Raw genomic sequence first — 24,378 nt, 5'->3', positions numbered from 1 at the left:
ACACAACATATCTTCCGCCCCGGGGGGCGGCCCCCGCCGGGCCGCGCGGCGGAGCCCCGGCAGCCGGCCAGCCTTAGCTGACCGTTAAGTAACGGGTCACCGGTTTCACCCGGCCGGCGGACTCGGCAGACTGAGCCAATGCCCGCCGCCGATCCGCCCGCTGCCGCCGTTCGCCGCCCTCGCGTCCAGGTGTTCATCGCCGTGGTCGCCGCGATCGCCGTGGCCGTCGCGATCGGCGCCTGGTCACTGCGGGATCGGGTCTCTGGCGACGCGCGGCCGGCCGGCGCGGCCGCCGTGAGCCCGGCACCCGGCGCCGGCCGGGCGGACGGCATCCCCACCTGTGCCGGCCAGCCGGCCCGGGCGCCCCGCGAGCTGCGCGGCATGTGGATCACCACCGTGAACAACATCGACTGGCCGAGCCGCCGCGGACTGCCGGCCGAGACGGCGCGGGCGGAGTTCCGGGGTTGGCTGGACCTCGCCGTACGGCGCAACCACAACGCCGTCTTCGTGCACGTGCGGCCGAGCGGGGACGCGCTCTGGCCGTCCAGCTACGCGCCGTGGTCGGAGTGGCTGACCGGACGCCGCGACGGGCGCGACCCCGGCTGGGACCCGATGGAGTTCATGGTCGCCGAGGCGCACGCCCGCAACCTGGAGTTCCACGCCTGGTTCAACCCGTACCGCGGCGGGCAGCCGGCCACGGTGGGCGGGCCGGGTCCGAAGCTGGACCAGCTCGCGCCGACACACCCGCTGCGGCGACACCGCGACTGGGTGGTGACCTACCCCAGCGCGGACCGGCCCGGCAGCCGCCTCTACTTCAACCCGGGAATCCCTGAGGCGCGCGCCTTCGTCGAGGACTCGATGTTGGAGGCCGTCCAGCGGTACGACGTCGACGGGGTGCACTTCGACGACTTCTTCTACCCGTACCCGGAAGCCGGACAGGACTTCCCGGACGGCGCGGCGTTCGCCCGCTACGGCGGAGGCTTCGCGAACAGGGACGCCTGGCGCCGCGACAACGTGAACACGCTGGTCCGGGAGATGAGCGAGCGGATCAAGGCCATCAAGCCGTGGGTGAAGTTCGGCATCAGCCCGTTCGGCATCTGGCGCAACAAGCGCAACGACCCGGCCGGCTCCGCGACAGCCGGGTTGCAGAGCTACGACGACATCTACGCCGATACCCGCCTCTGGGTACGGGAGCAGTGGCTGGACTACATCGTGCCGCAGCTCTACTGGCACATCGGGTTCGACAAGGCCGACTACGCCAAGCTCCTGCCGTGGTGGGCGGCCACCGTGAAGGGCACCCGGGTGCAGCTCTACATCGGCCAGGCCGACTACCGGGTGGGCGAGCGCGGCGCGTGGCGCGACCCGGCCGAGTTGGACCGCCAGCTCGCCCTGAACCGCCGGTACGGGGTGCAGGGAAGTGTGCACTTCAGCGCCCGGCAGGTGCGCGCGGACAAGCTCGGGGCGGTCAGCCGGTACAGCGCGGCGCACTACGCCGGCCCGGCGCTGGTGCCCACCATGGCACGGTTGCCGGCGGCGCCCCCGGCCGCGCCGGAGGTCACCGGCGTACGGCGCGCGGACACCGGAATGGAGCTGAGCTGGCGTGGCGACGACGCCACGAGCTTCGCCGTCTACCGGGTGGACGGCGACGGGGCCCGGCTCGTCGGCACCGCCCGCGGTACGGGTTGGGTCGACCGCACCGCCCCGGCCGACCGTGCGCTCACCTACTGCGTGTCCGCGCTGGATCGCAGCGGGAACGAGGGCCCACTCAGCGCGGCGTCGTCGGCCGGATGAGGCACATCCCGCCGGGGGCGGGCCGGTCCATCGTGGCCAGCGCGTCAGGCACCTCGCTGAGGCCGATGGTGCGGGTGACGAGCTCGGCGGGGCGCAGCACGCCGGCGGTGACCAGCCGGAGCAGCTCCGGATAGGCGTGCGCGGGCATGCCGTGACTGCCCCGCAGCTCCAGCTCGAACGCGATCACGAGATCCATCGGCAGGGCCGGTCGGCCCTGCGCGGCGGGGAGGAGCCCGACCTGCACGTGCCGCCCCCGCCGGCGCAGGCTCTCGATGGACGCGGCGCAGGTGCCGTGACTGCCCAACGCGTCGAGTGACAGGTGGGCGCCGCCGCCGGTCGCCTCCCGAACGGCGGCGGCCACCGCGCCGGGCCCGGTCAGGGTGCTGCCGTCCAGACAGACCGCCGCCCCGCAGCTCCTGGCCAGCTCGAGCGCGCCGGGGCTGACGTCGACCGCCACCACCCGCGCGCCGCAGGCCGCCGCGATCATCACCGCGGACAGGCCCACCCCGCCGCAACCGTGTACCGCCACCCACTCGCCCGCCGCGACGCGCCCCTGGGTGACCACGGCCCGGAACGCCGTGGCGAAGCGGCAACCGAGCGCCGCCGCGGCCGGGTAGTCCAGCTCGTCGGGAAGCCGGACCAGGTTGACGTCGGCGTTCCGCACCGCCACGTACTCCGCGAACGAGCCCCAGTGGGTGAAGCCCGGCTGCGTCTGCCGCTCGCAGACCTGCTGATCGCCGGCGAGGCAGGCCGGGCACCGCCCGCAGGCGCAGACGAACGGCGCCGTGACCCGATCGCCGGGCCGCCAGCCGCGCACGCCGGCGCCGACCGCCGTGACCACGCCGGCGAACTCGTGACCGGGTATGTGCGGCAGGCGGATGTCCGGATCGTGTCCCTGCCAACCGTGCCAGTCGCTGCGGCACAACCCCGTCGCCTCGACGCGGATGACCGCGCCCCCGGGCGGCGGCGCCGGGTCCGGGACGTCGCGGACCTCGGGTCGGGCACCGAACTCGTCGAAGATCACCGCACGCATGCGCCGCATCCTCACACGCCGAAGGCACGAGGAGTTCCCCGCCCCACCTGTCGCCGGCCGGACTGGATCACGGCAGCATCGGCCAGCCCCGGCGACGGGAGTCCCCGCCGTCGCGACGGCGGGGACACCCGGTGTGGCGACGGACTACTTCAACGCGAGGGTCCGAGCGTCGGCGGCGATGACACTGGCGACCGCTGCCGGCACCAGCTTGCCGGCCTGCCGCTCGGCGTAGGTGGCCAGCTGGGCGTACTGCGCGTGCACCAGCTTGACCGTCATGGCGTTGATCGCGGCCGGCTCGGCGCCCGAGGTGAGGACCAGGTAGCCGAGGCCGGCCTGGCTCACCGTCACGGTGAACGTGCTGGTCGCGGTCGCGGTGCCCTCCGGACCGGTCACCTCGGCACGGACGGTGTGCCTGCCCGCGGTCAGTGTGCCCAGGTCGAGCTTGTGCCCGGCGGCCGACTTCCTGCCGTCGAGCGTGACGGTGACGGTGTCCGCGTTGGTGGCGGCGACCGCGATCACCGGGGACTGGGCCCGGTCGAGCCGCGCCCCGTCGACCGGCGACGTGATCTGCACGGTCGGATCAGCCGAGGCCCGCTGTATGAACGCCGAGTTCCAGCCGACCAGCTCGGACGCCCGGTTGGTGATGACACCGTCGGTGCCGATCCGCTCCAACCGCTGCCACAGGCCGGCGGAGTCCATCGTCCAGGCCATCACGGCGACCCCGGCGGCGTGCAGCGGGGCGACGACCTCCGGCTTGGCCAGCAGCGCGTTGCCGTCCGGATTGTACGCGGTCAGGTGCAGCTCCCTGGAGATCGCCACCGGATCGGCGTCGAGGCTGCTGCGGAGCAGACCGAGCGGCAGCTCGGGGGCGAGCTCGTAGGTGTATTTCAGGGCGTCGACCTCGAAGCTCTGGACGAACACCCGGCCCATCATCTGCTCGTCCCGGATCACCTGGATGATCGTCGCGACCTCGTCCCGGGTGTGCCGGCCCTTGATCTCCAGCAGCAGGTTGCCGCCCCGGGTACGCAGGTCCGCGAGCTGCTCGGCCAGGGTCGGCACCCGCTCGCCCACATAGTGCGGACCGAACCAGGAGCCGGCGTCGAGCGCCTTGATCTGCGCGGCGGTCAGGTCGCGGATGTTGCCGGTCCCGTCGGTGGTCCGGTCGACCGTGCCGTCGTGCAGGATGAACGGGATGCCGTCCTTGCTCGGCTGGACGTCGTTCTCGATCCAGTCGGCGCCGCCCTTGCGCGCGATCTCCTGCGCGACCAGGGTGTTCTCCGGCGCGGCGGCGGACGCGCCGCGGTGCGCGATCACCGTGAACGGGCTGCCCTCGGGGCGGATGTAGCCGTTCGGCGGCAGCTCGGTGACGGTGACGTCGTCGTACGAGACGGTGCCGCCGTTGACGAAGAGCGCCTGGACGCCGTTGGCGGAGCGCTGGAGGCTGTTCGTGCGCATCGCCTCCCGCCCGTCGAAGATCCAGCGGGCCTGGTTGCCGTGCACCTCGACCGCGACGCGGACGTCCCGACCGGTGCCGGCGGCGTACGGGGCGGAGGCGGTGTTCGTCACGACCCAGGCGTTCGCCGTCGTCCGCTGCGCGAACTCGAGACCGTTGGCGGCGGTGGTGCCGCTGCGCATGGTGGCGATCCACCACGGGGTGGCGCCGTCGGCCGGGACGTCGATGCCGAGCGACGCCCAGCGGGTGGCGGCGGAGACCGACTCGAAGCGCATGGTCGCCTCGAGGCGAAAGTCGGCCAGGTGCCGACCAAAAGTGATCTTGTTGTTCTCGCCCGAGCTGGCGGAGGTTCCGTACAGCCGGCCGTTCTCCACCTTCCAGGCGCCGCCGACCGCGTTCCAGCCGGCGGGCAGCGACCCGGAGGAGAAGTTCTCCGAGACGACGACGTTGCCCGGCTCCGCGGTGGCGGGCGACGACGTCGCGACGGCCACCGCGACGGCGGCGCCGGTGATGGCGAGCGCGGCGATGGTGGCGGTGGTCCGGCTACGCACGGCGACGAGCCTCGTCGCGGCGCGGCCGAGCGGCGATGATGCGGATAGGACAGTCATGCTCGGGACGGTAGGAAGCGGACCCGAACTCATGATCAATCGAGCGTGGCTGCCGCCCGAACGCTGGATGTACCGACCGGGAGCGGGGGCCGGGGCCCGCGGGGAGTCGCTAGTGGTTGAGGTAGGCGAGGACCGCGCGGACACGTCGGTTGGCGTCCTCGGCCGGCGGCAGGTCGAGCTTGGCGAAGATGTTGGTGATGTGCTTCTCCACCGAGACCGGCGCCAGGACGAGCGCGGCGCAGATGGCCGCGTTGGACAGGCCCTGGGCCATGAGGCCGAGCACCTCACGTTCCCGTGCGGTGAGCCCGTCGATGCCGTGGTTGCGGCTGTTGCGGGTGAACAGTTGCCGTACCACCTCGGGGTCCAGGGCGGTGCCGCCGGTGGCGACCCGCTGCACCGCGTCGAGGAAGTCGTCCAGGGCGGTGACCCGGTCCTTGAGGAGGTAACCGACGCCGCCCCGGCCGTCGGCGAGCAGCTCCACGGCGTAGGCCCGTTCGACGTACTGGGAGACGATGAGCACCTTGGAGTCCGGGTCCGTGGCCCGCAGCGTCAGGGCGGCGCGGAGCCCCTCGTCGCGGAAGCCGGGCGGCAACCGAACGTCGACGATGGACAGATCGGGCCGGTGCTCGGTGACGGCCGCCAGCAGGGCGGGTGCGGTGTCCACGGCGGCGACGACGGTGTGGCCGGTGTCGGTCAGCAGCCGCACCATGCCGTCCCGGAGCAGCAACAGGTCCTCGGCGATCACGATACGCATCAGTGGGGCAGCTCCGCGGACAGGACGGTGGGACCGCCGGGTGGACTGGTGATGGTGAGCCGGCCGTCGAGTGCCTCGACGCGGCGCCGCAGGCCGTCGAGCCCGGAGCCGGCCGGGTCGGCGCCGCCGTGCCCGTCGTCGGTGAGCGTGACGGTGACCGTACCGGCGCCTCGGGCGAGGGTGACGACGCAGGTCCGGGCCTCGGCGTGCTTGCCCGCGTTGGCGAGACCCTCCGCGATGACGAAATAGGCCGCCGACTCGACCGCTGGTGGAAACCGGTCGTCCGGGTCGCCCCGGATTTCGACGGCGAGTGGGCTGTCGCCGGCCAGGGCGGCGACAGCGGCGTGCAGCCCCCGATCGGTGAGGATCGGCGGGTGGATGCCGCGCACCAGCCGGCGCAGCTCGGTGAGGGCGTCGTCGAGCTGCCGGCGGGCGAGGTCCACGTCGGATGCGGCGGGCGCACCGGTCCGCAGCTTGCGGGCGGCCAGCGCCAGCGTCATTCCGGCGGCCACGATCCGGGCCTGGGCGCCGTCGTGCAGGTCCCGCTCGATCCGACGCAGCTCCGCCGCCTGGGCGTCGACGACCCGACGGCGGGTCTGTGCGAGGCGAGCGGCCTCCTCGACGAGTTGTCGGTGCGCGCCGGGCGCCAGCAGGCCCCGGGCCGCGCGGGCCTGGGCGCGTCCGGCGGTCCGTAGAAACCACGCGGTGACCGGCAACAGCAGCACGCCGAGGACGGTCAGACCGAACCGGCCCGGCACCGTCGTCATGAGCGGACGCATCGGGAACGGTGCGTGCGGGTTCGGCACGGCCCACGCCCACGCCGGCGCCACGACGGCGGCGAGATCGACGACGGTGACCACGATGGTGGCGATGCCGCCCGCCAGGCCCAGCGGGAAAACCGCGACCAGCCAGGCCAGGTCACGCCAGGTGGCCGGTTGCACGGCGACCGCGCGGACCCGCTGCCGGACGCTGCCGCCCTCGATCGGCAGGTACGGCGCGGCGATGGCGGAGCCGAGCACCCAACCGGCCCGGTGCCGCTCCAGGTCCGCGAGGCGCCGGGTGACCCAGGTGGTGCCGAGGAACGCCGGCCCACCGAGCTGCGTGACCGACAGCAGGCCGACGGCGAGGGTGGACGCGAGGCTCCAGGCGAGGCCGACGACACCGGCGACGAGGCTGCTGAGCAGGTACGCCAGCGCCGACGCGGTTGTGCGGATCATCCTGGCGATCCTATCGGCGGCACCCCCCACGGCCACCGGCCGGACCCGGCCCCGGACGATCCGGAGGACGGGTCCGAGCGGCGATCCGTTCGGAAGCACCTGTCAGCGTCCGTCGTTCAGGGCCGGCAGGCTGCGCCGCCGCAGCAGGACCCGGGCCGGCACGGCACCCGCGACCAGCCCCAGTGCCGCGACACCGCCGAGCATCCCCGCGTACGTGCCAGCGTCGACGAACACCCGCAACGTGCCGTCCTGCGCGGCACTGAACGCGCCGACCACGATCCCGGTGACCAGTGCGCCCAGCACCAGCCCGACGGTGACCGTGATCACCGCCTCGCGGTCGACCAGCCGGTGCAGCTGCCCGGTCGTCGCCCCGGCCAGCCGCAGCTCAGCGAATTCGCGGCGGCGCGCGACGGTGGCGATGGCGAAGGTGTTGACGACCGCGATCGCCGTGAAGCCGAGGGAGACGACCACCATGAGCTCCCAGGCGCCCTGCTGGTTCTGCGCGTCACCGGCGGGTGCCGCACCGAGCGTGGGGGTCAGCCGCAGGCCGGGCCACGAGGCGGCGATCCGGCCCGGGACGTCGCCTCGGTAGCGCAGCCCGACCGTGCTGACCAGTCCGCGTGGGTCGTGTGCCGCCACCAGGTCCGCGGGCAGCGCCAGGTCGCCAAAGCCACGAGCCCGGGCGTACACCCCGGCGAGACGCAGGTCGACCTGGTGGCCGTCGGCGAGCCAGATCCGCACGTCGTCGCCCATCCGCCAGCCGTACTGACCGGTCAGGTACTCGCTGGCGGCGAACGTGCCCGTGCCGGGCAGCGTCCCGGCGCGCAGGTCGAGGTCGAGCGCGGCCTCGGTGCCGGCGATCAGCAGGCCCTGGCCGGCGAAGTCCTCGGGCTTGCCACCCTGCTCGACGATCGCCCGGGTCGGCAGCGTCGCCGCCGCACCGGTCACCCCGTCGAGAGCGACGAGCCGTTCGACGGTACCGAGCGGAAGCCCGCCCGGTGCGGTCACCTGCGCCGTCGCGGCCGCGGTCCGCTCCGCCTGTTCCCGCCCGGCCAGCTGGCCCAGCAGGGCGCTGTTGAGCAGCATGGTGGCGTTGATCGCGAACATGAGCACGAGCGGGACAGCGACCGCCGCGACCCGTCGCCGCTCGGCCCGGGTGACCAGGCCGGCCAGCCAGCCGGTCGCGCCGCCGGCGCCGACGAGGCGGGACACGGGCGTCGTCAGCGCCCGGACCAGCAGCGGTCCGAGGGCCGCGACCGTGCACAGCAGCAGGGCGGACGACACGAAGGTCATGCCCATTCCGAGCGGCCCGTCGAGCGGAACGAAGGTGAGCAGGGCGATCGCGCCGGCCGTGGTCACCAGCGCGACGCCTGTCCGGGGGACCAGTCCGCCGGTCGGTGCGCTCGCGGTCTCGGCGAGTGCCTGCGTCGGGGCGATCCGCACCGCTCGACGTCCGGCGATCCGGGCACCGATGAAGGTCACCAGCATCCCGGCTGCCGCGGCGGCGACGAGCACGATCACGTTGGTCCGTACGACGAACTGAGCCGGCACCGCGCCCAGCTCGCGGAACCGGGCGGCCACCACGTGGGCGAACACCACACCCAGCGGCGCGCCGGGGAGCGCGGCGGCCCCGGCGAGCAGGAGACTCTCCACGCCGAGGAGGCGGCGCAACTGACCGGGAGTCGCGCCGGCCGTGCGCAGCAGGGCCAGCTCGCGCAGCCGCTGGCGGACGCCGAGCGTGACCGTGCCCGTGAGGACGAAGACGGCCGCGAACGCGGTGATGCCGATGACGAACCCGAAGATCGAGATGGGTCCGATGTAGTCCGGCAGAGCACCGGGCAGGTCGGCCCGAACACGGTCGGCGCCGGTGAGCACCTTGGCGTTCCCGGCAACCCCCCGGACGGCGTCGCGGAGCGCGACCGGGTCGGTGCCGGGTCGGGTGAGGACGGCCACCGCGGTCGGACCGGGCAGCCCGGACACCGCGGCCACCTCGCCGTCGGCGACGAACAGCGCGCCCTGGGCGGGCAGCCCGTCCCGGCCGGCCGGCGCGGCGACGCCGGAGACGACCATGGTGTGGACCCCGGTCTTCGTGGTGACGACGAGACGCCCACCCACCACGGTGCCCGACCGCTGAGCCAGGTCGGCGTCGATGACCACCTGGCCCCGGCCGGGCGCCTCGCCGACGCGCAGCGCGTACGGCGTCAGCGGTGCGGAGGCCCAGCCGTGTCCGATCACCGGAGCCTCGTCGGCGCCGTGCAGTGGACGTCCGTCCGGCGTACTCGCCTGGATCGGAAAGGCGACGTCCGCGACCGCGGCCGCGACACCCGGGAGGCCACCCAGTCGGCTGGCGAGGTCCACCGGCAGCGAGCCGGCCCCGGTGAGCCGTTCGGACTTGACCTTCCGCTTGACCTTGGCCTTGTCCTTCTTCTGCTTGGTGGTGACCTTCTCGAGGGTCACGTCGCGGTCGCCCGAAACGACGATCGGCGCTGCCGCGAACCGGTCGGCCGGCGGCTTCGCGGTGAGCACGGAGGCGAGCAGCAGGCCGCCGCCGGCGAGCAGGGCCACGGCCAACAGCGCGGCGAAGAACGTGCCGGCGTAGGCGCCACGGTGCTGGCGCAGGGTGCCGAGAGCGAGCCGCATCATCGGACGGTCACCGCCGTCATCTGCGCCGCGACCTTCTCGGCGGTCGGGTCGGCGAGTTCGGTGACGATCCGCCCGTCGGCGAGGAACACCGCGCGGTCGGCCCACGCCGCGGCGGCCGGGTCGTGCGTCACCATGACGATCGTCGTGCCGGTCTGGTCCACGGCCTCACGCAGCAGACCGAGCACCTCGCGGCCGGTCGAGAGGTCCAGCGCGCCGGTCGGCTCGTCGGCGAAGATGACCTCCGGCCGGCTGGCGAGCGCGCGGGCGAGCGCGACCCGCTGCCGCTGACCGCCAGACAGTTGGCCGGGCCGGTCGTCTTCCCGCCCGGTGAGCCCGACGCGGCGCATCACCTCCCGCGCCCAGTCCCGGTCCGGTCGTGTTCCGGCCAGCCGTTGTGGGAGCAGGACGTTGTGCCAGACCGACAGCGAGTCCATCAGGTTGTACGACTGGAAGACGAACCCGACCCGCTGCCGCCGTGCCTCGGTGAGCCGGGGCTCACGCAGCCCGCCGATGTCCTGACCGGCGAGGAGCACGCGGCCGCTGTCCGGCCGATCCAGGCCCGCCGCGCAGTGCAGGAGCGTCGATTTGCCCGAGCCCGACGGGCCCATCACGGCGCAGAACGAACCGGCCTCGAAGGCGACCGACACGCCATTCAACGCCCGGACACCGCCCCCGCCGGCATAGGTCTTCGTCACGTCGAGCACCTCGACGACCAGCCCGCGAGCGGGGGTCACATCGCTGTTTCGCATAGCGGAAAGCCTGGTCGAGGCGACGTTTCCGGACCACACGGCGACCCATGATCTCGGCGGTGGGGAAACCCCTACCGAGGGACCGGCCCGCCTCCGGGAAGGCCGGTCAGTGCGGCAGGCCGGTGCAGGCGACCTCGTCGATGGTGCACGCCGTGGGGGTGGAGCCGATCGACGAGCCGTTGACCCGGAACGTCACCCGTACCGAGGCGCTGCCGGGCACCTGCCCGGCGCTGCCGTCGGGCACGAACGTCCACACCGCACCGTCCTGGCTGGCCGTCGCGCCCTCGACCGAGCTGACGCGCAGCGATTCCCTGGGCAGGGTGATGGCCAGCTTCCACCGCGCCACCGGCGCCTCGCCGGGGTTGCTGATGGTCACGGCGGCGCCGTAGCTGAGCAGAGCGTTCTCCGCGATGGCGAAGTCGGCGCGCAGGGCGGCCGGTGTGGGTGGGGCCGTCACGGGGGTCGGCGCGGTCGTGCTCGTCGACGGCTCAGGGGTCGGCGGGGCTGCCGTGGCCTGCGGGGGCACCGGCCTCGTCGGGCTGGTGGCCGCCGGTCTCGCCTGCCCCGCCCTGGGCGTGTCGGTCGGCATAGTGCCCACCTGGTCGGCGGATGGCGGCGGGTCGAGGGCCACCGGTGTCAGCCCTTCCGGCGTGCGCAGCACCCCGATGACGGAGACCGCCGTGGCGATCAGCACCCCGAGGGCCGCGATGACGGCCACCCAGGTGGCCCGGGAAACGTCGCCCCGGCCGGTGAGCACCAGCCGTACGGACGCGGCGACGGCCACGATCCGGTCCAGCAGAACGATCACCACAGTTCGCCGTGGCTGGGGCGGTGTTGCCGGCACTACAGGTCTCCCGTTCAATTCGTCACCGGACACGCGCCTGCGCCCCCCGGTCGGGGGCCAACCGTCCAGTTCACAGCGCGCGAAGCCCGACGAGTATCGCCTCAAGCAGGTCCGCGGTCGGCAGCTCCGACAGCGCCGGCGGTTCGTGCGTCTCGATCAGCCCGGCCGCGAGCAGGTCACCGAGGAGAACCCGGACGGTCCCCAGGGGCAGGTCCAACTCGGCGCCGACCTCAGCCACCGACATCGGATGGTGGCACAGTTCGACGATCCGCGCCTGTTCGGGGAAGAGCGGCGCATCGGGTGTGACGCCCCGCCGGGCGACGACCAGTGAGATCAGGTCGAACCGCCCGCGATCGGATGCGGTGCGCCCGCCGGTCATCGTGTAGGGACGCGCCACCGGGCCGGCGTCGTCGTCGTACCAGGCCTCGTCAGCGGTGTCGGAGGTGTGCACCTGTGTCCCCGCTCCTCGCCGCCGAGGCTGGTTCCAGGGTGACGGGCAGGTGCCGCTCGGCCTGCCCCACGAACAGCGCCACCTCGTACGCCATGTCCCCGATCTCGGCCTCGTCTCCGGCGATCCGAACGGTGAGGATGGTCCCGTTGCGGATGGTGGCGACGAACAGGAACGCCCGCGACATCTGCACCACGATCTGGCGCAGGCCGCCCGCGTCGCAGGTCCGGGTGGCGGCCAAACCCAGCGCCAGCAGGCCGGCCACCACGCCGGAGATCTGCTCGGCCAGCTTCGCCTCGACATGCCGGGACCCGCCCAACGGCAGCCCGTCCGGAGAGAGCACCACGGCGAACTCCGCGCCACGCACCCGGGCGACCAGGCGGTCCAGGGCGCCGGTCAGGCTGTCTCCGGTGACCACTGCATGCGTCATCGATGTCTCCTTGCTGCTCTCGCGACCGGCAACTCGACGGTCTCGGGGCCGGGGGTGCCGGGTTCGGGCCCGGTCGGACCGGGTTGGCGGGTCCGCACCGGCAGCTCGCCGTGGTCGCCCGGGCCCGGCCCGTCGGCTCCGGCCCGGGCCGGTCGGTGCGCGGGGTCGGGGGGCGGCGCGGCCGGTCCGCCGACGGCTCCGGTGACCGTGACCAGCCTGGCCGGAAGGAGCACGACCGCGGTCGTCCCACCGCGCTGGCTGTGACGCAGGAAGACCCGTGCGCCGCAGCGGGCGGCGAGCACGGCGACGGTGTACAGCCCGGCCTGGCCGGCGGGCGGGCCGCCCGGGGGCGGGTTGCCGAGCAACCGGTTGGCCCCGGCCAGCGCGGTCGCGTCGAGGCCTGGGCCGTCGTCGACGACCAGGATGGCGCAGCCCTGCGGCCGGTGCTCGCCGGCGACCCGGACGGTGGTCTCCGTCGTCGAGAAGGCGAGGGCGTTCTCGATCAGCTCGGCCAGCAGGTGGATGACGTCCGTGACGGCGGGGCCGGCGAGCGACCAGGGCCAGTGCGGCGCGATCAGGACCCGGTGGTAGTCCGGCACCTCGGCGACCGCACCGCGCGCGACGTCGAGCAGGGGCACCGGATGCCGCCACCGGCGGGCCGGCGCCGCGCCGGCCAGGGCGATCAGCTTCTCCACGTTGCGCCGGACACGGGTGGTGAGGTGGTCGAGCCGGAACAGCTCGTCGGCCTCCTCGGCGGCCCGCTCCCGCCGCTGCATACCGTCCAGCAGACCGAGCTGATCACGTAGCAGGACCTGGTTGCGTCGGGTGAGCCGCAGGAACAGGTCCCGGGTGGCGTGCTCGGTCGCCGTGGCACCCCGGGGCCGGGCCGAGGTCTCGACGCCCGCTGAAGGGTCGGGGCCGGCGAGCGCCGCGCCGGCCGGTGGCTCCGGCCAGCGGCGGTCGATGCCCGAACGGGCCAGCTGGTCGGTCAGCCGGCGGACGGCGGCGGCCCAGCCCAGCAGGACCACGATCACCGCGATGAGGCCGAGCCCCACCACGGCGCCGGTACGCGCGACGATCACGGCGGCACCCGGCGTGGCCCGCTCGACACTGCTGCGGGCGGTCGTCGTCACCAGCTCGTGCAGCGCGCCGAGGGCGGCGTCCGCGGCCGCCCGCCAGGCCGGCCCGGTGATTCCGCTCAGGGGGTTCGCGCTGCCCGTTCGCAGCAGCACGTCCTCCAGGGCGAGCAGGTTCGCGAACCGCGGGCCCTGCGTGAGTCGCTGATGGTCTCCCGGGCCGTCGGCCGGCAGCCCGACGGTCGCCTCGGCGCCCGCGTACCGCTGGTTGCTGACCAGTTCGGCCAGGCGGCGCCGCTCGTCGGGTGAGATCCGGTCGCCGGCCAGGGCGGCGCTGACCAGGGTGTCCTCCCGGGCCAGCAGCTCCCGGGCGCGGGCCAGGCCGATCACCGCGCGGGTGTCGGCGGCGAGCGCACTCTCGTACGCGCCCCACTCCGGGCCGTACACGGCGAAGGCCGCGTCGACGAGCTGGTCGTACCCGTCGACCGCCTCGGCGCGGTCGAGCCGCTCGGCGTCCACCCGGGACCGGACGGCGCTCAGGCCGTTCAACCGTCGACCGAGCTCGTCGGCCCGGTCGCGGACCGCGCCGGCGGTGAGCAGCCGGAGGTCACGGCCCTCGATGAACGCGCGGACCTCGGCGGCCGCCCGGTCGGTGCCCGCACGTGCCCCGGCCAGCGCGGTCCCCGGCCCCTCAGCGCCGGCGATCGTCTCGGCGGTCAGCCGACGCTCGGTCTGCAGGTTCAGGATCAGCCGGTCGATGGGCTGGCCCAGCGTGTCCGCCAGGGCCCGAACCCGCAGCAGGTCAGCCGCGTCCTGGACGCTCAGGTAGGCCGCGTACGACCAGAGCGTGACCAGCATCGCCGCCAGCGCGACGAGCCGGGTCCGCGTCCGCCGGTCCTCGGGCCCCGTCACGTTCCGCTCCGCTCGGCCGGCCGGCGTGGACCCTGTCGCCGCCTCATCGGGCCGTCCGTTGCGGCCACGGCTGGCCGGCCGCGTTGCTGGCGCGGTCGGCGACCATCGCGCGAAGCAGAGTCAGCAGCTCGGCGCGGTTGGCGCAGTTGAGCCGGTTGCGCATCCGGGCCACGTGGTGCTCCACGGTCTTGGCCGAGATGAAGAGCCGGTCGCCGATCTCCCGATAGGTCAGCCCGGCCAGCACCAGCTCGGCCACCTCGTACTCGCGGTCGCTGAGCCCCTGCTGGGTGGGGCCGGTGGTGGCGTCGGCGACCTGGGTGGCGCCCTCGCAGGTGGCGGGCCGCTGCCCGCCGTTGGCGCCGGCCGGGCGGCCCTGCAGGACTCGGGCGCACTCCAGCAGGCTGGTCATCGCGCGCCGGTCCGAGGTGCGGATCGCGGCCTGCCCGGCGAGGCGAGCGCCGTCCCAGCACAGCCCGGTGTCGTGCAGCCCCCGGGCGGCGGCCTCCACCCGGACCGGGTCGACCACACCCCGCAGCACCTCCACCCAGCTTTCGGCGGCCGCGGCGACCACGGCCGCGTACCGGCTGTGGCCGGCGGCGGCGAGCAGGGCGGCGACGTGTTCGTCGGCGGTCGCCGGCTCGTCGGTCAGGATCGCGGCGTGCAGCCCGCTCCAGTGCAGCGGGACGCTCCACAGTGCCGGCTCCCCGAGCCGGCCGAGCAGCGTTCGGCCCTCCCGCAGGTACGGCTCCAGGCGGGCCAGGTCACCCAGCCGGGCGCCCGCGATGGTCAGCTCGCCCAGCGGCAGCAGCGCGAACAGGTCGACGGGGTGCCGAACGACCGCCTCCAGCGCCTGCCCCCAGCCGCGCTTGAGCGCGCCGAGGTCGCTGTTGCGCCGGCCGATGCCCATCTGGAGCGCGGCGGCGAAGAGTTGGTCGCGTGACTCCAGCGGTCGCCCGTCGAGCGCGACCGTGGCGAGGTGTTCGGCCGCGGCGAGCGTCTGACCCCGGACCATCAGGATCCACGCCTGCAACAGCCGGTGACGGCGCGCCATCAGCGGGCCGCCGACACCGGCCGCGAGGGCCCGGTGCAGCACCCGTTCGGCGATCTCCAGCTCACCGCAGTGCACGGCGGTCAGGGCGGCCAGCGCGGCCGGACTGTCCGGCAGGAGCGCGGCCCGCCCGTCCGGTTCCAGCAGCGCGGCGGCCTGCACGAGCGCGGAGAGCGCCCCGGTGGGCGTGCCGGCGACGCTCTCCCGTACCCCGTCGGCCATCAGGCGGGCGGCGCTGGCGTGCAGCGTGGGTGGTTCGCCGGCCGGGTCGCCCGCCGGCGGCTCGGTGGCGGCGGCCAGGTCGCCGGTGGCGAGCCCCCCAACGGTGGCGAACGCGATCGACGAGGAGGTGCCCGCCCACCGGTACAGCTCCACGCTGCGGTCGGCGTGACCGCGGTGCGCCAGGGCGGTCGCGGCCACGATGGCGGCCTCGGTGCGGTCGGCGGGAGCGGCTGCGGCCAGGAGGCGGTCCGCCAGCCGCAGGGCGCCGTCGAGGTTGCCGGCGAGCGCGGCGGCGAGCGCCTGCCGGGCGCTGGCTGGCCACCCGGCCGCCGTGGCGGCCGCGAACAACTCGGCGGCGAAGGCCGGCTCATCGGCCAGTGCCTCCTCCGCGGCGGCTGCCAACGTCGGGGCCGGGCAGTCACCGAGCACGCCGACGGCGAGCAGTGACCGGACCAGGGGCAGCACCGCGCCGCCCCGCGCGAGCTGCAACTCGGTGTGCCGGCGCCAGACGGCGGTGCGGTCCGTCGCCGGGCTGAGCGCGGTGACGGCCCGCCGGACGATCGGTGCGAGCCGGCCATCGGCGCCGAGCAGCCCGGCCGCCCTGGTCGTCGCGATCAACTCGTCCACCGCCTCGGGCTCCCGGCCGAGGAGCGCGCCGAGCATGCTCACCGGCAGTGGCACGCCCGCCGCGACGGCGAGCAGCAGTCGACGGACATCGGCCGGCAGGACCTCCAGGTCCGGCCCGAACTCCAGGACGACGGACCGGGGTGGTTCGACCGGTACGCCGGCGCCGTTCTCCGGCCCGCGCAGTCCGCGGGCCAGCCGCTCGACGTCCCGGGGCACGCCGGCGGTCTGTGCGTGCACGAAGTCGACCAGGTCACTCCGCCGGCCCAGCTCGGGCACGGCGGCGAGGTGGGCCGCGGTCTGCTCCCGGGTGAACGCGGTGAGCAGCAGGGCCCGCCCGTCGCGACGCAGGGCGTCGGCCAGCTCCATGAGGGCCGCCGACCGGGGCCACGGGCGGTAAGCGACCACCAGCCGGTGCCGGCGGGTGGCCACCAGACGCAGCAGCGCCCCGAGCCGCGCGTCGTCGAGCAGGTGCGCGTCGTCGACCAGCACCAATGCGTCGGGGTCGACCGGTTCGCTCGGCTCCGGGACGCCCATCCGCACCGCGATGCCGGCCTGCTGGTGGACCCGCGCCAGCTCGGCGAGCAGCGCCGTCTTGCCATGGCCGCCCGGCCCGGCCAGGCCGACGGTGAGCGGGCCGGTCGGGTCCTCGGCGACCATCTCCAGCAGGGCTGTCGGCCCCTTGCCCAGGACCAGCCGGGACCCGGCGACGTCATTCATGATCATTAAGGTCATCCTTCGCGTCCCCGGCTTCGGGCCAGCGCCAGGCGGGACGCCTTCGGCAGTTCCAGTGGGAGGATCCGGACCGGGGGTCGGGGTGGCGGATCGCCCGGGACGATGGTGTCGTGGTGAGGGCGGCGCGTCGCCGGGATGGTGGCCCGGCCGGCGCCGGAGGTCGGCGCTGCTTCGCGTATCGGCTCCGGCGGGCGGGGGCGCGGCGACACCACCTGGCAGGCGGCCATCGCCGCCCCCGTGGCAGCGGTGAGTTGTGCGTCCGGCTCCACCTCGACGGGGACCGGGAGGGCCGCGGTGATCAGCTCGGTGACGAGCGGGATGCGGGCGGAACCGCCGGCGAGCAGGACGCCGTCGAGCTGCGCCGGCGCCAGGCCGGCGCCCTGCACGGTCCGGAGCAGGAGGTCCACGGTGGCCTGCACCGTCGGGCGGATCATGGCCTCGAACTGCGCCCGGGTCACGGGGACCCGCGCCGGGCCGGTCGGCAGGGCCAGCACCACATCGGCTGCGAGGTCGACGGTCAGCTCCCGCTTGACCCGGTCGCACTCGGCGAGGAGCCCGCGCAGGGCGGCCTGGGCGCCCCGGCGTGCGGTGGCGGCCAGCTCCCGGGCCAGCACGGTCCGTACGTGCCCGGCCAGCGCCTCGTCGAAGTCGGTCCCGCCGATCGGATCGAGAACCTGCGGGACGCCGAAGCTCTCGTACGTGCCGCGCGGGGTGCGGCGCACCAGGGCCGCCTCGAAGCTGTTGCCACCCAGCGCGTAGACGGCGGCCGTGGTGCCCGCGAACCCGCGCGCCGCGTGGCTCTCGGCCACCGTGACCGTGTGGGGCAGCAGCGTCACGTTGCGCAGACCGAGGTCGAACAGTGCCCGGTGCAGCAACTCCCGCCGGTACGGGCGCCAGCCCGCCGGGTGGCTGAGCACGATCGCGTCGGCCGGGCCGCCCTCGAAGGCGTACACCCGCTCCACCACCCACGTCGCCAACTCGGCGGTCAGCGTCTGCGGCGCACACGCTTCGCCGCCGAGCAGCAGCGGGACGTCGTCGCCGATCCGGCGGACGAAGTCCCTGGTGGTGCGGCTGCCGTCGTCGGTCATGGGCTCTCCGACGTGCAGCGAGCCGTCCTCCGACAGATGCAGCACCGACGGTACGAGGGCCGAGCCGGCGTGCAGGGAGACCGCCTCGGGACGCGTCCAGGTCGTACCGTGTCGCCGCGCCACGGCGGCGGCGGTGTTGGTGTTTCCGATGTCTATCCCCAGGACGTACGGCATCCGTCTCATCTCTCCCCGTGAGTTGGCCGGCCGGTGGCGACCGCTTCGGCGCTGCCCGGCGACCCACCCCCGGCGAACCCCCGCGGGCTCCTACGTTCGTACCAGAGATCGCTCCCTGGTCGGGACCCTAATCTGACCGGGACGGTTTCCCCCAGTCCCCCTAACGTACGAGGCTGCGGAGACCCTAATGCAGCGGGACGGGATGCGGGCCGAGCCCCGATGTCCGGGGTGGCTCCCCGCAATAACGTCACTGTCGACGAACGACGGTCGCTGACGCCACATCCGAGGAGAAACCGGCACATGGACTCGAACCAGACCCTCCACGACTTCGTGCTCGACCTGCTGACGAACCCCGACGCGCGGTCGGCCTTCGACCTCGACCCGGAGGGCGCGCTGAACGCCGCGGGCCTCACCGACATCACCGCGGCCGACGTGCAGGACGTGGTTCCGCTGGTGGTCGACTACGCCCCGGGGCAGGGCCTGGCGCCGCTGTCCCCGGTCGGGCAGCTCGGGTTCGACCCGCTGGTGACCGACGCCACCGATGTGGTCGGCCAGCTCCAGAGCGTGGCGCAGCAGATCAGCATCACCAGTGCTCCCACCGGCCTGGACGTCAAGGCCGGCGTGCTGGGCGCCATCGCGGTCGATCCGGCAACGGTCGCCGCCGGGGTCACCGTGCTGCCCGGGATCGGCCTCGGCGTCGGCCCGAACGGGCTCGACACCGACCTGACGGGTGTGAACGACGTGGCGCACACCCTCGACGCCGACGTGGTGGCGCCGGTGGACGGCATCGTGGACCCGGTGCTCGGTGACGTCACCAGCACGGTGGGCAACCCGACCGGCCTGGTCGGCACCGCCGACTCGGGCCTGCACGGTGGCGACCTGACCGGTGGGCTCCTCTCCGGCACCGGCGGTCAGCTCGACGGCGTCGTCGGCTCCCTCGGTGTCGACGACACCCTGGGCGGGCTGGGCCTGGGTCACGGTGACGGTGTCGGCGGCGTGGTCCCGCCGCTTGACGTGCCGTCCGTGGTGGGCGGCGTTACGCACCAGGTGGACGGGCTTGTGCCCGGTGTCACCGGCACGGTCGGCGACGTGACCGGCGGCCTCACCGATGGCGTGCTGGGCGACTCGCACGACGGCGGGCACGCCGCGTCGGACAACGGACTGCTGGGCATCACCGGCGGTCTGCTCTGACGGGGATTCCCGGTAGGAGCGGGAGGCCGGATCGCCCTGGGCGGTCCGGCCCTCTCCGGTTCCACATCCGGTCCCTCTTGATAATTGAGCCGAAATCCGCACACTTGGTGCGGTGATGGCGGGGATCTGGTTGGACGTGCTGGACGAGATCGCCCGCACGTGCAACGCACACGGCCGAGGTGACCTGCTCCAGACGGTGCGGCAGAAGCGCGCCCAACTGCTGGACCCGAAGCTCCGCGTCCTGGTCATCGGCGAGCCGAACCAGGGCAAGAGTCAGCTGATCAACGCGATCATCAACGCGCCGGCGTGCCCGGTCGGCGACGGCCGCACCACCGTCCTGCCGACCGTGGTGCAGCACGCCGACGTTCCGTCCGCGGCCGTGATCCAGGCGCCGCCACCGGCTCCGGGCCGGCCCGCCGGCGCCGCGCCCGCGGCGATCCTCGAGCGATCCCCGGTGGCGCTCGACCAGGTCGCGGCGGGGGTGGCCGGCGCGGTCGGGCGTCGGCCCGGTGGTGGCCCGGCGTACGTCGAGATCGGGCTGCCCCGCGCCCTGCTCGGTGCCGGACTGGTGCTGGTGGACACTCCCGGCGCCGACGAGATCGCCGCGCTGGGCGGCAACGCTGCGGTCGCCGCTCCCACCCGCGCGGACACCGTGCTGCTGGTCTCCGACTCCACGCGGGAACTCTCGGTCACCGAGTTGAACATGCTGCTGCACGTGATGCGTTCGCATCCGAACGTGGTCGTGGTGCAGAGCAAGACCGATCTCGTGGCGGACTGGCGCGCGATCGCCGAGCGCAACCGCCAGCACCTGGCCGACGCCGGTGTCCCCGCGCCGGTGATCCCGGTCTCGGCGGCCCTGCGGCTGCGCGCGGCCGCGGCGGACGACCGCGGCCTCAACGCCGAGTCCGGCTTTCCCGCGCTGATCGCCCGGTTGCAGCGGGACCTGTCCGGCAAGGCCGATCAGCTGGCCCGGGCCTCGGTGCAGGGGGTGGCCCGGACGGTGGTGGAGCAGCTGGCCGCGCCGCTGCGCGCCGAGCTGGCGACCCAGGAGGCCGAGGAGCAGTCCGGGCCGATCTCCCGGCTGCACGCGGCACAGCGTGAGGTCGACGAGCTGCGCCGCTGCTCCACCCGGTGGCAGAACACCCTCACCGACGAGATGGCCGACCTGCTCTCGGACATCGAGTACGACCTGCGCGACCGGACCCGGCAGATCCTGCGCACGGTGGACGAGGCGTTCGACACGGCCGATCCGCTGGTCGCCTGGGACACCTTCCAGGACTGGCTGGAGCGCAGCCTGGTGGAGGCGGCGGAGGCGAATCACGAGTGGCTGATCCAGCGCTGTGACTGGATAGCCCGGCGGGTGGCCGCCAACTTCGCCCGGTACGGCTACGACGTGTTGCCGCCCTGGTCGATGACGATGCCGGAGGACATCGGTGGCCGGCTGCCGGAGCTGGAACGGCCGAAGATCGACCGGTTCACCACGGGTCAGAAGCTGTTCACCGGCATGAAGGGCTCGTACGGCGGCATGCTGATGTTCGGTCTGGCGACGACGTTGGCCGGGATGCCGATGATCAATCCGGTCTCGGTCGGCATCGGGGCGCTCTTCGGCGGCAAGAGCATCCGCGACGAGAGCAAGCAGTTGCTGCGTCGCCGGCAGGCGACCGTCAAGACGGCGATCCAGCGGCATGTCGACGACTTCTTCGTCCGGATGATCAGGGACTGCCGGGACGCCGCCCGGCAGGTGCAGCGGATGCTGCGGGACCACTTCACGGGGCTGACCGAGGAGCTGCAGGAGGCCATCGTCCAGTCGTTCCGCAGCGCAAAGCAGGAGGCGGACACCGATGCCGCCCTGCGTGACCAGCGGCAGCGCGAGATCCGGCTGAAGATGACCCGGTTGGCCACGCTCTACGAGCAGGCTCAGCAGCTGAGCGGCACCCGCGCGGCCCCGGTGCTGCTGGAGCCTCGGGCGTGACCGTCGGGCTGCGGTTGGACGAGGCCGCGTGGGGGTTGCTGCACCAGGCCATCGACCTCTACCAGGACAATCCCCGGGTCGTCGGGCAGTTGCGGCATCAGGTGGCCCGGTTGGAGCAACCGTTGCGGATCGCGGTCGCGGGTCCCTGGCGTTCCGGCAAGTCGACGGTGCTGAACGCGCTGATGGGGGAGGAGGTCGCGCCGGTCGAGGGAGCCGACGGCGTCTTCACCTGGTACGAGGACGGCGTCGAACCGCGCGCCACCGCCTACCCGGCCGGCCAGCCTCCGCAGGAGTTGACGGTGGTCAAATCCGCGACCGGGATGCGGGTGGACCTCGGCTGGGGCGCGGGGGAGGTGCGGGACATCGTGGTGCGGTGGCCGACCCGGGCACTGCGCCAGGTGACCCTGATCGACACTCCGGCGGTCGCCGGCACCGGGGAGCAGGGTCGCGTGCCGGTGATGGACCGGGTGCTGCGGGACGCGGACGCGGTGTTGTACCTGACCCGCGATGGTCGCGACAGTGATCTGCGGGTGCTGGAGTCCGGCCGGGACAGTGCGGTCGGGCAGGCCGCGCCGGTGAATGTGATCATGGTGCTGTCCCGGGCCGACGAGACCGGTGGTGGCCGGATCGACGGGCTGCTCACGGCCCGCCAGCTCGCCCGCCGCCACCACCGGGACCCACGGGTCGGCGCGCTCTGTGTGAACGTGGTGGCGTGCAGCGGGGCGATCGGTCTGGCGGGTCGGATGCTCAGCGAGTCGGACTTCGTGGCGCTCGCGACGCTGGCCCGGGTGCCCCGAGCGGAGCTGGAGCCGCACCTGCTCTCCGCCGACCGTTTCCTCGGTGGCGAGCTGCCGGTACGGCTGGACCCCGAGGTGCGCGCGGCACTGCTGGATCGGTTCGGGCTCTTCGGGATCCGGTTGGCGGCCGTCCTGGTCCGTAGCGGGTTCGACAGTCGGGTGAAGCTGTCCGCCGAACTCATCCGGCGTAGCGGGCTCACCGAGCTGCGCGAGTCGATGACCCGCTGCTTCATCGATCGCCGCGACACGCTGAAGGCCCGGTCGGCGTTGGCCGCTGTGGAGGCGCTGGTGCGCGCCGAGCCCGTCCGGGGCGCCGACGAGCTGGTCGGCACGATTGAGCAGATCCTCGCCGGTGCGCACGAGTTTCGGGAGCTTCGTCTGCTGGTGGCGTTACGCAACAGCCGGCTCGGGTTCGACGCCGAGCTGGTCGCCGAGGCGCAGCGGCTGATCGGTGGCGACGGCGTCGGGCTGGCGGCCCGCCTCGGCGTCGAGCACGAGGCGACGGTGCAGCGGCTCTGGGAGGTCGCCGCCGATGCGCAGTGGCGGTGGCGGGACCGGGCCGAGGACCCGCTGCTCCCACTGGCCCAGCGGCGCGGCGCGCAGGTCGTCGTCCGCAGCTGTGAGGGGATGCTCGCCGAGCTGGCCGCTGGCGGTCGGTGAGAACCGACGGCGTGGGACGCGGAGCCGTGTGGATCCGCGGACACCTGGTCGACCTGCCTGCCGGTCTACCGAAACCTTTTCGCAAGCTTTTCAGGGAACCCGACAGTCACTCGCGGACTCCGACCCCTGGCAGGCCAGGTGCCCAGTCTGCCCACGTAGGACGGTAAGGACGCCAGCGAAAGCGGTTCAGGTTTTACCCGCCTGACATCTTGCCGAAACCGTTTTCGTGCGCGACGCTAGCGGCGGAACGTGACATCCACCACCCCGGTCGCGGCGGTAACGACGTGCTGCACGAGCCGCGCCGGATCCGGCGGGAGGCGGGGGGCGCGATGAGGACCAGCGATCTCGCGACGTGCCGGATGGTCCGTAGTGGACCGGTCCGCACTGCTGCCGACCCGATCCGCGGGACCCGCCCGGCGGCCACCGTGATCGACCGCGGTGGCCGACGTCATCGCTCTGGTGTAGCGGCTGCGGCCCGCCCCGACGACACGAACGAACCAAGGAACCGGACTGATCCTCGCTCGCGGGACCCGCGTAGCGGCTTTCTCCGAACGATGAACCCCTAGGAGAGGAACCATGATTAGAACCTTGGGCAGGCGCACCGCTCTGCGTTCACTGGCAGGAGTCCTCGTGGCCGCGCTGACCGTGGCCACGGCCGCGTGCAGCAGCGACGACGGCGGCACGAGCGCGGCAGAGGCCGGCCCCAACGGCGTCGACGACGGCAGTGAGCTCACCCTGTGGACCCGCGCGCCGCTGGAGAAGCAGGCGAAGCTCCTCGTCGACGCGTACAACGCCGGCCACCAGAACACGGTCAAGCTGACCGTGGTTCCCAACGACGACTACGTCGCGAAGGTCGGCGCGGCCGCAGGCTCGGACGGCCTTCCGGACCTCTTCGCCGCGGACATCGTCTACGTGCCGAACTGGGTGAAGCAGGGCCTCTTCCAGGACCTCAGCGCCAACATCGACGGCCTGAGCTTCAAGGACTCCATCAACAAGGGGCACCTCTCGGCCGGAACGGTGGACGGCAAGAAGCACGTCCTGCCCTTCGTGCTGGACCTGTCGATGCTGTTCTGGAACAAGCAGCTGTTCAAGGACGCCGGGCTGGACCCGGAGAAGGCCCCGGCGACGCTCGAGGAGTACGCCGCTGCCGCCAAGGCGGTCCAGGCGACCAAGAAGAACGGCGTCTACGGCACGGCGACCGGCCTGAACTGCGGAGGCTGCCTCGTCTTCACCTGGTTCCCGTCGGTCTGGGCCGGCGGCGGTGAGGTGCTGAGCGAGGATGGCACCGAGTCCAAGCTCGCCGACGACACCGCCCAGAAGGTCTACCGCACGTGGAACGACCTGTGGAAGTCCGGAGCCGTGCTGCCCGCCTCGGCCGGTGAGACGGGTCCGACCTGGACCGCCCCGTTCACCGAGGGCAAGGTCGGTCTGATGCTCTACCCGGCGACGCTGCTCTCCTCGACCCCGTTCGACGTCGGCGTGGCCCCGATCCCCGGCCCCAGCGGTGGTGGCTCCACCTTCGTGGGCGGGGACGGCATCGGCGTGTCGAAGGACTCGAAGAAGGCGGCTCAGGCCTGGAACTTCCTCAGCTGGATGATGTCCGAGGACGCCCAGATCGAGGTGCTGGCGAAGAACAAGGACGTGGTGTCCCGCGCCGACCTCGCGGCCAACAAGTACGCCGCCGAGGACCCGCGACTGGTCACCATCAACGAGGCGGCCGGCAAGGGCGACACCCCCGTCGCGCTGAACTTCCAGCAGGCGTTCAACGCGCCGAACAGCCCATGGCTGACCCTCGTCCGCAATCAGGTGCTGAACGGCAGCGGCGACCTGCAGAAGGACAACGGCGAGATCACCGCCGTGCTCAAGCAGTAGCTGCCCATCGCGGGCGTGTGCCGACCAACGGCTTTCC

At 73.5% G+C, this 24,378-nt stretch carries 17 protein-coding genes; 5 read left to right on the top strand and 12 right to left on the bottom strand.

What is annotated here, in order from left to right:
- Positions 1 to 138 precede the first annotated feature (138 nt).
- Positions 139 to 1,791, top strand: a complete 1,653-nt coding sequence (locus ACWD5O_RS32480) for a family 10 glycosylhydrolase (protein WP_450087644.1) — start codon at positions 139 to 141, stop codon at positions 1,789 to 1,791.
- On the opposite strand, the gene ACWD5O_RS32475 is transcribed toward ACWD5O_RS32480, so the two are convergent.
- From ACWD5O_RS32475 to ACWD5O_RS32420, 12 genes are all read right to left on the bottom strand, one after another.
- Positions 1,766 to 2,824, bottom strand: coding sequence for a zinc-dependent alcohol dehydrogenase family protein (locus ACWD5O_RS32475; protein WP_450087643.1), 1,059 nt, complete (start codon positions 2,822 to 2,824; stop codon positions 1,766 to 1,768). The two genes, ACWD5O_RS32480 and ACWD5O_RS32475, sit on opposite strands and share 26 nt — an antisense overlap.
- 144 nt (positions 2,825 to 2,968) lie before the next feature.
- Entirely contained in the window at positions 2,969 to 4,885 is a 1,917-nt protein-coding gene (locus tag ACWD5O_RS32470) for a glycerophosphodiester phosphodiesterase family protein (RefSeq protein ID WP_450087642.1), read from the bottom strand.
- 109 nt (positions 4,886 to 4,994) lie between these two features.
- Positions 4,995 to 5,639, bottom strand: a complete 645-nt coding sequence (locus tag ACWD5O_RS32465) for a response regulator transcription factor (protein WP_354966782.1) — start codon at positions 5,637 to 5,639, stop codon at positions 4,995 to 4,997.
- On the bottom strand, positions 5,639 to 6,856 hold the full coding sequence (locus ACWD5O_RS32460; RefSeq protein ID WP_450087641.1) for a sensor histidine kinase: 1,218 nt from the start codon (positions 6,854 to 6,856) through the stop codon (positions 5,639 to 5,641). The genes ACWD5O_RS32465 and ACWD5O_RS32460 overlap by 1 nt, the downstream gene beginning before the upstream one ends.
- Before the next feature lie 102 nt (positions 6,857 to 6,958).
- Positions 6,959 to 9,496 (bottom strand): ABC transporter permease, encoded by a 2,538-nt coding sequence (locus ACWD5O_RS32455; RefSeq protein WP_449940687.1) that lies wholly within the window; start codon positions 9,494 to 9,496, stop codon positions 6,959 to 6,961.
- On the bottom strand, positions 9,496 to 10,248 hold the full coding sequence (locus tag ACWD5O_RS32450; protein WP_354966779.1) for an ABC transporter ATP-binding protein: 753 nt from the start codon (positions 10,246 to 10,248) through the stop codon (positions 9,496 to 9,498). The genes ACWD5O_RS32455 and ACWD5O_RS32450 overlap by 1 nt, the downstream gene beginning before the upstream one ends.
- Positions 10,249 to 10,354: 106 nt before the next feature.
- Positions 10,355 to 11,056 (bottom strand): cellulose binding domain-containing protein, encoded by a 702-nt coding sequence (locus ACWD5O_RS32445; RefSeq protein WP_387326521.1) that lies wholly within the window; start codon positions 11,054 to 11,056, stop codon positions 10,355 to 10,357.
- A 106-nt stretch (positions 11,057 to 11,162) separates the two neighbouring features.
- Positions 11,163 to 11,543, bottom strand: a complete 381-nt coding sequence (locus tag ACWD5O_RS32440; protein WP_354966777.1) for a DUF742 domain-containing protein — start codon at positions 11,541 to 11,543, stop codon at positions 11,163 to 11,165.
- A complete protein-coding gene (locus ACWD5O_RS32435; protein WP_354966776.1) occupies positions 11,521 to 11,970 on the bottom strand; it encodes a roadblock/LC7 domain-containing protein in 450 nt (149 codons plus the stop codon). Before ACWD5O_RS32435 ends, ACWD5O_RS32440 begins: the two co-directional genes overlap by 23 nt.
- On the bottom strand, positions 11,967 to 13,958 hold the full coding sequence (locus ACWD5O_RS32430) for a nitrate- and nitrite sensing domain-containing protein (protein ID WP_450087640.1): 1,992 nt from the start codon (positions 13,956 to 13,958) through the stop codon (positions 11,967 to 11,969). Before ACWD5O_RS32430 ends, ACWD5O_RS32435 begins: the two co-directional genes overlap by 4 nt.
- A gap of 43 nt (positions 13,959 to 14,001) precedes the next feature.
- Positions 14,002 to 16,578 carry a LuxR C-terminal-related transcriptional regulator gene (locus tag ACWD5O_RS32425; protein ID WP_450087639.1) on the bottom strand — a complete coding sequence of 859 codons (2,577 nt, stop codon included), beginning with the start codon at positions 16,576 to 16,578 and terminating at the stop codon, positions 14,002 to 14,004.
- Between the two features lie 5 nt (positions 16,579 to 16,583).
- Positions 16,584 to 17,849 carry an Hsp70 family protein gene (locus ACWD5O_RS32420; protein WP_450087638.1) on the bottom strand — a complete coding sequence of 422 codons (1,266 nt, stop codon included), beginning with the start codon at positions 17,847 to 17,849 and terminating at the stop codon, positions 16,584 to 16,586.
- A 300-nt stretch (positions 17,850 to 18,149) separates the two neighbouring features.
- Here ACWD5O_RS32420 and ACWD5O_RS32415 point away from each other — a divergent pair, with 300 nt between their 5' ends.
- The 4 genes from ACWD5O_RS32415 (at position 18,150) to ACWD5O_RS32400 (ending at position 24,341) form a co-directional block, all read left to right on the top strand.
- Positions 18,150 to 19,040: an IniB N-terminal domain-containing protein gene (locus tag ACWD5O_RS32415; protein ID WP_354966772.1), complete on the top strand. Its 891-nt coding sequence runs from the start codon at positions 18,150 to 18,152 to the stop codon at positions 19,038 to 19,040.
- 115 nt (positions 19,041 to 19,155) lie between these two features.
- Positions 19,156 to 21,012, top strand: a complete 1,857-nt coding sequence (locus tag ACWD5O_RS32410) for a dynamin family protein (RefSeq protein ID WP_450087637.1) — start codon at positions 19,156 to 19,158, stop codon at positions 21,010 to 21,012.
- Positions 21,009 to 22,469: a GTP-binding protein gene (locus ACWD5O_RS32405; RefSeq protein ID WP_354966770.1), complete on the top strand. Its 1,461-nt coding sequence runs from the start codon at positions 21,009 to 21,011 to the stop codon at positions 22,467 to 22,469. Before ACWD5O_RS32410 ends, ACWD5O_RS32405 begins: the two co-directional genes overlap by 4 nt.
- Before the next feature lie 630 nt (positions 22,470 to 23,099).
- Positions 23,100 to 24,341, top strand: a complete 1,242-nt coding sequence (locus tag ACWD5O_RS32400) for an ABC transporter substrate-binding protein (protein WP_450087636.1) — start codon at positions 23,100 to 23,102, stop codon at positions 24,339 to 24,341.
- Positions 24,342 to 24,378 lie beyond the last annotated feature (37 nt).

The sequence above is a fragment of the Micromonospora sp. NPDC005161 genome (genome assembly GCF_053599855.1).
Note: the sequence above shows the minus strand (reverse complement) of the source record. Positions and strands in the feature narration are given on the sequence as shown.

What these genes read in the sequence shown, in the direction of transcription:
- ACWD5O_RS32450 (WP_354966779.1), bottom strand. Translation starts at nt 10,248, where the DNA reads ATGCGAAACAGCGATGTGACCCCCGCTCGCGGGCTGGTCGTCGAGGTG.
- ACWD5O_RS32460 (WP_450087641.1), bottom strand. Translation starts at nt 6,856, where the DNA reads ATGATCCGCACAACCGCGTCGGCGCTGGCGTACCTGCTCAGCAGCCTC.
- ACWD5O_RS32455 (WP_449940687.1), bottom strand. Translation starts at nt 9,496, where the DNA reads ATGCGGCTCGCTCTCGGCACCCTGCGCCAGCACCGTGGCGCCTACGCC.
- ACWD5O_RS32470 (WP_450087642.1), bottom strand. Translation starts at nt 4,885, where the DNA reads ATGACTGTCCTATCCGCATCATCGCCGCTCGGCCGCGCCGCGACGAGG.
- ACWD5O_RS32425 (WP_450087639.1), bottom strand. Translation starts at nt 16,578, where the DNA reads ATGATCATGAATGACGTCGCCGGGTCCCGGCTGGTCCTGGGCAAGGGG.
- ACWD5O_RS32410 (WP_450087637.1), top strand. Translation starts at nt 19,156, where the DNA reads ATGGCGGGGATCTGGTTGGACGTGCTGGACGAGATCGCCCGCACGTGC.
- ACWD5O_RS32415 (WP_354966772.1), top strand. Translation starts at nt 18,150, where the DNA reads ATGGACTCGAACCAGACCCTCCACGACTTCGTGCTCGACCTGCTGACG.
- ACWD5O_RS32435 (WP_354966776.1), bottom strand. Translation starts at nt 11,970, where the DNA reads ATGACGCATGCAGTGGTCACCGGAGACAGCCTGACCGGCGCCCTGGAC.
- ACWD5O_RS32465 (WP_354966782.1), bottom strand. Translation starts at nt 5,639, where the DNA reads ATGCGTATCGTGATCGCCGAGGACCTGTTGCTGCTCCGGGACGGCATG.
- ACWD5O_RS32420 (WP_450087638.1), bottom strand. Translation starts at nt 17,849, where the DNA reads ATGCCGTACGTCCTGGGGATAGACATCGGAAACACCAACACCGCCGCC.
- ACWD5O_RS32475 (WP_450087643.1), bottom strand. Translation starts at nt 2,824, where the DNA reads ATGCGTGCGGTGATCTTCGACGAGTTCGGTGCCCGACCCGAGGTCCGC.
- ACWD5O_RS32480 (WP_450087644.1), top strand. Translation starts at nt 139, where the DNA reads ATGCCCGCCGCCGATCCGCCCGCTGCCGCCGTTCGCCGCCCTCGCGTC.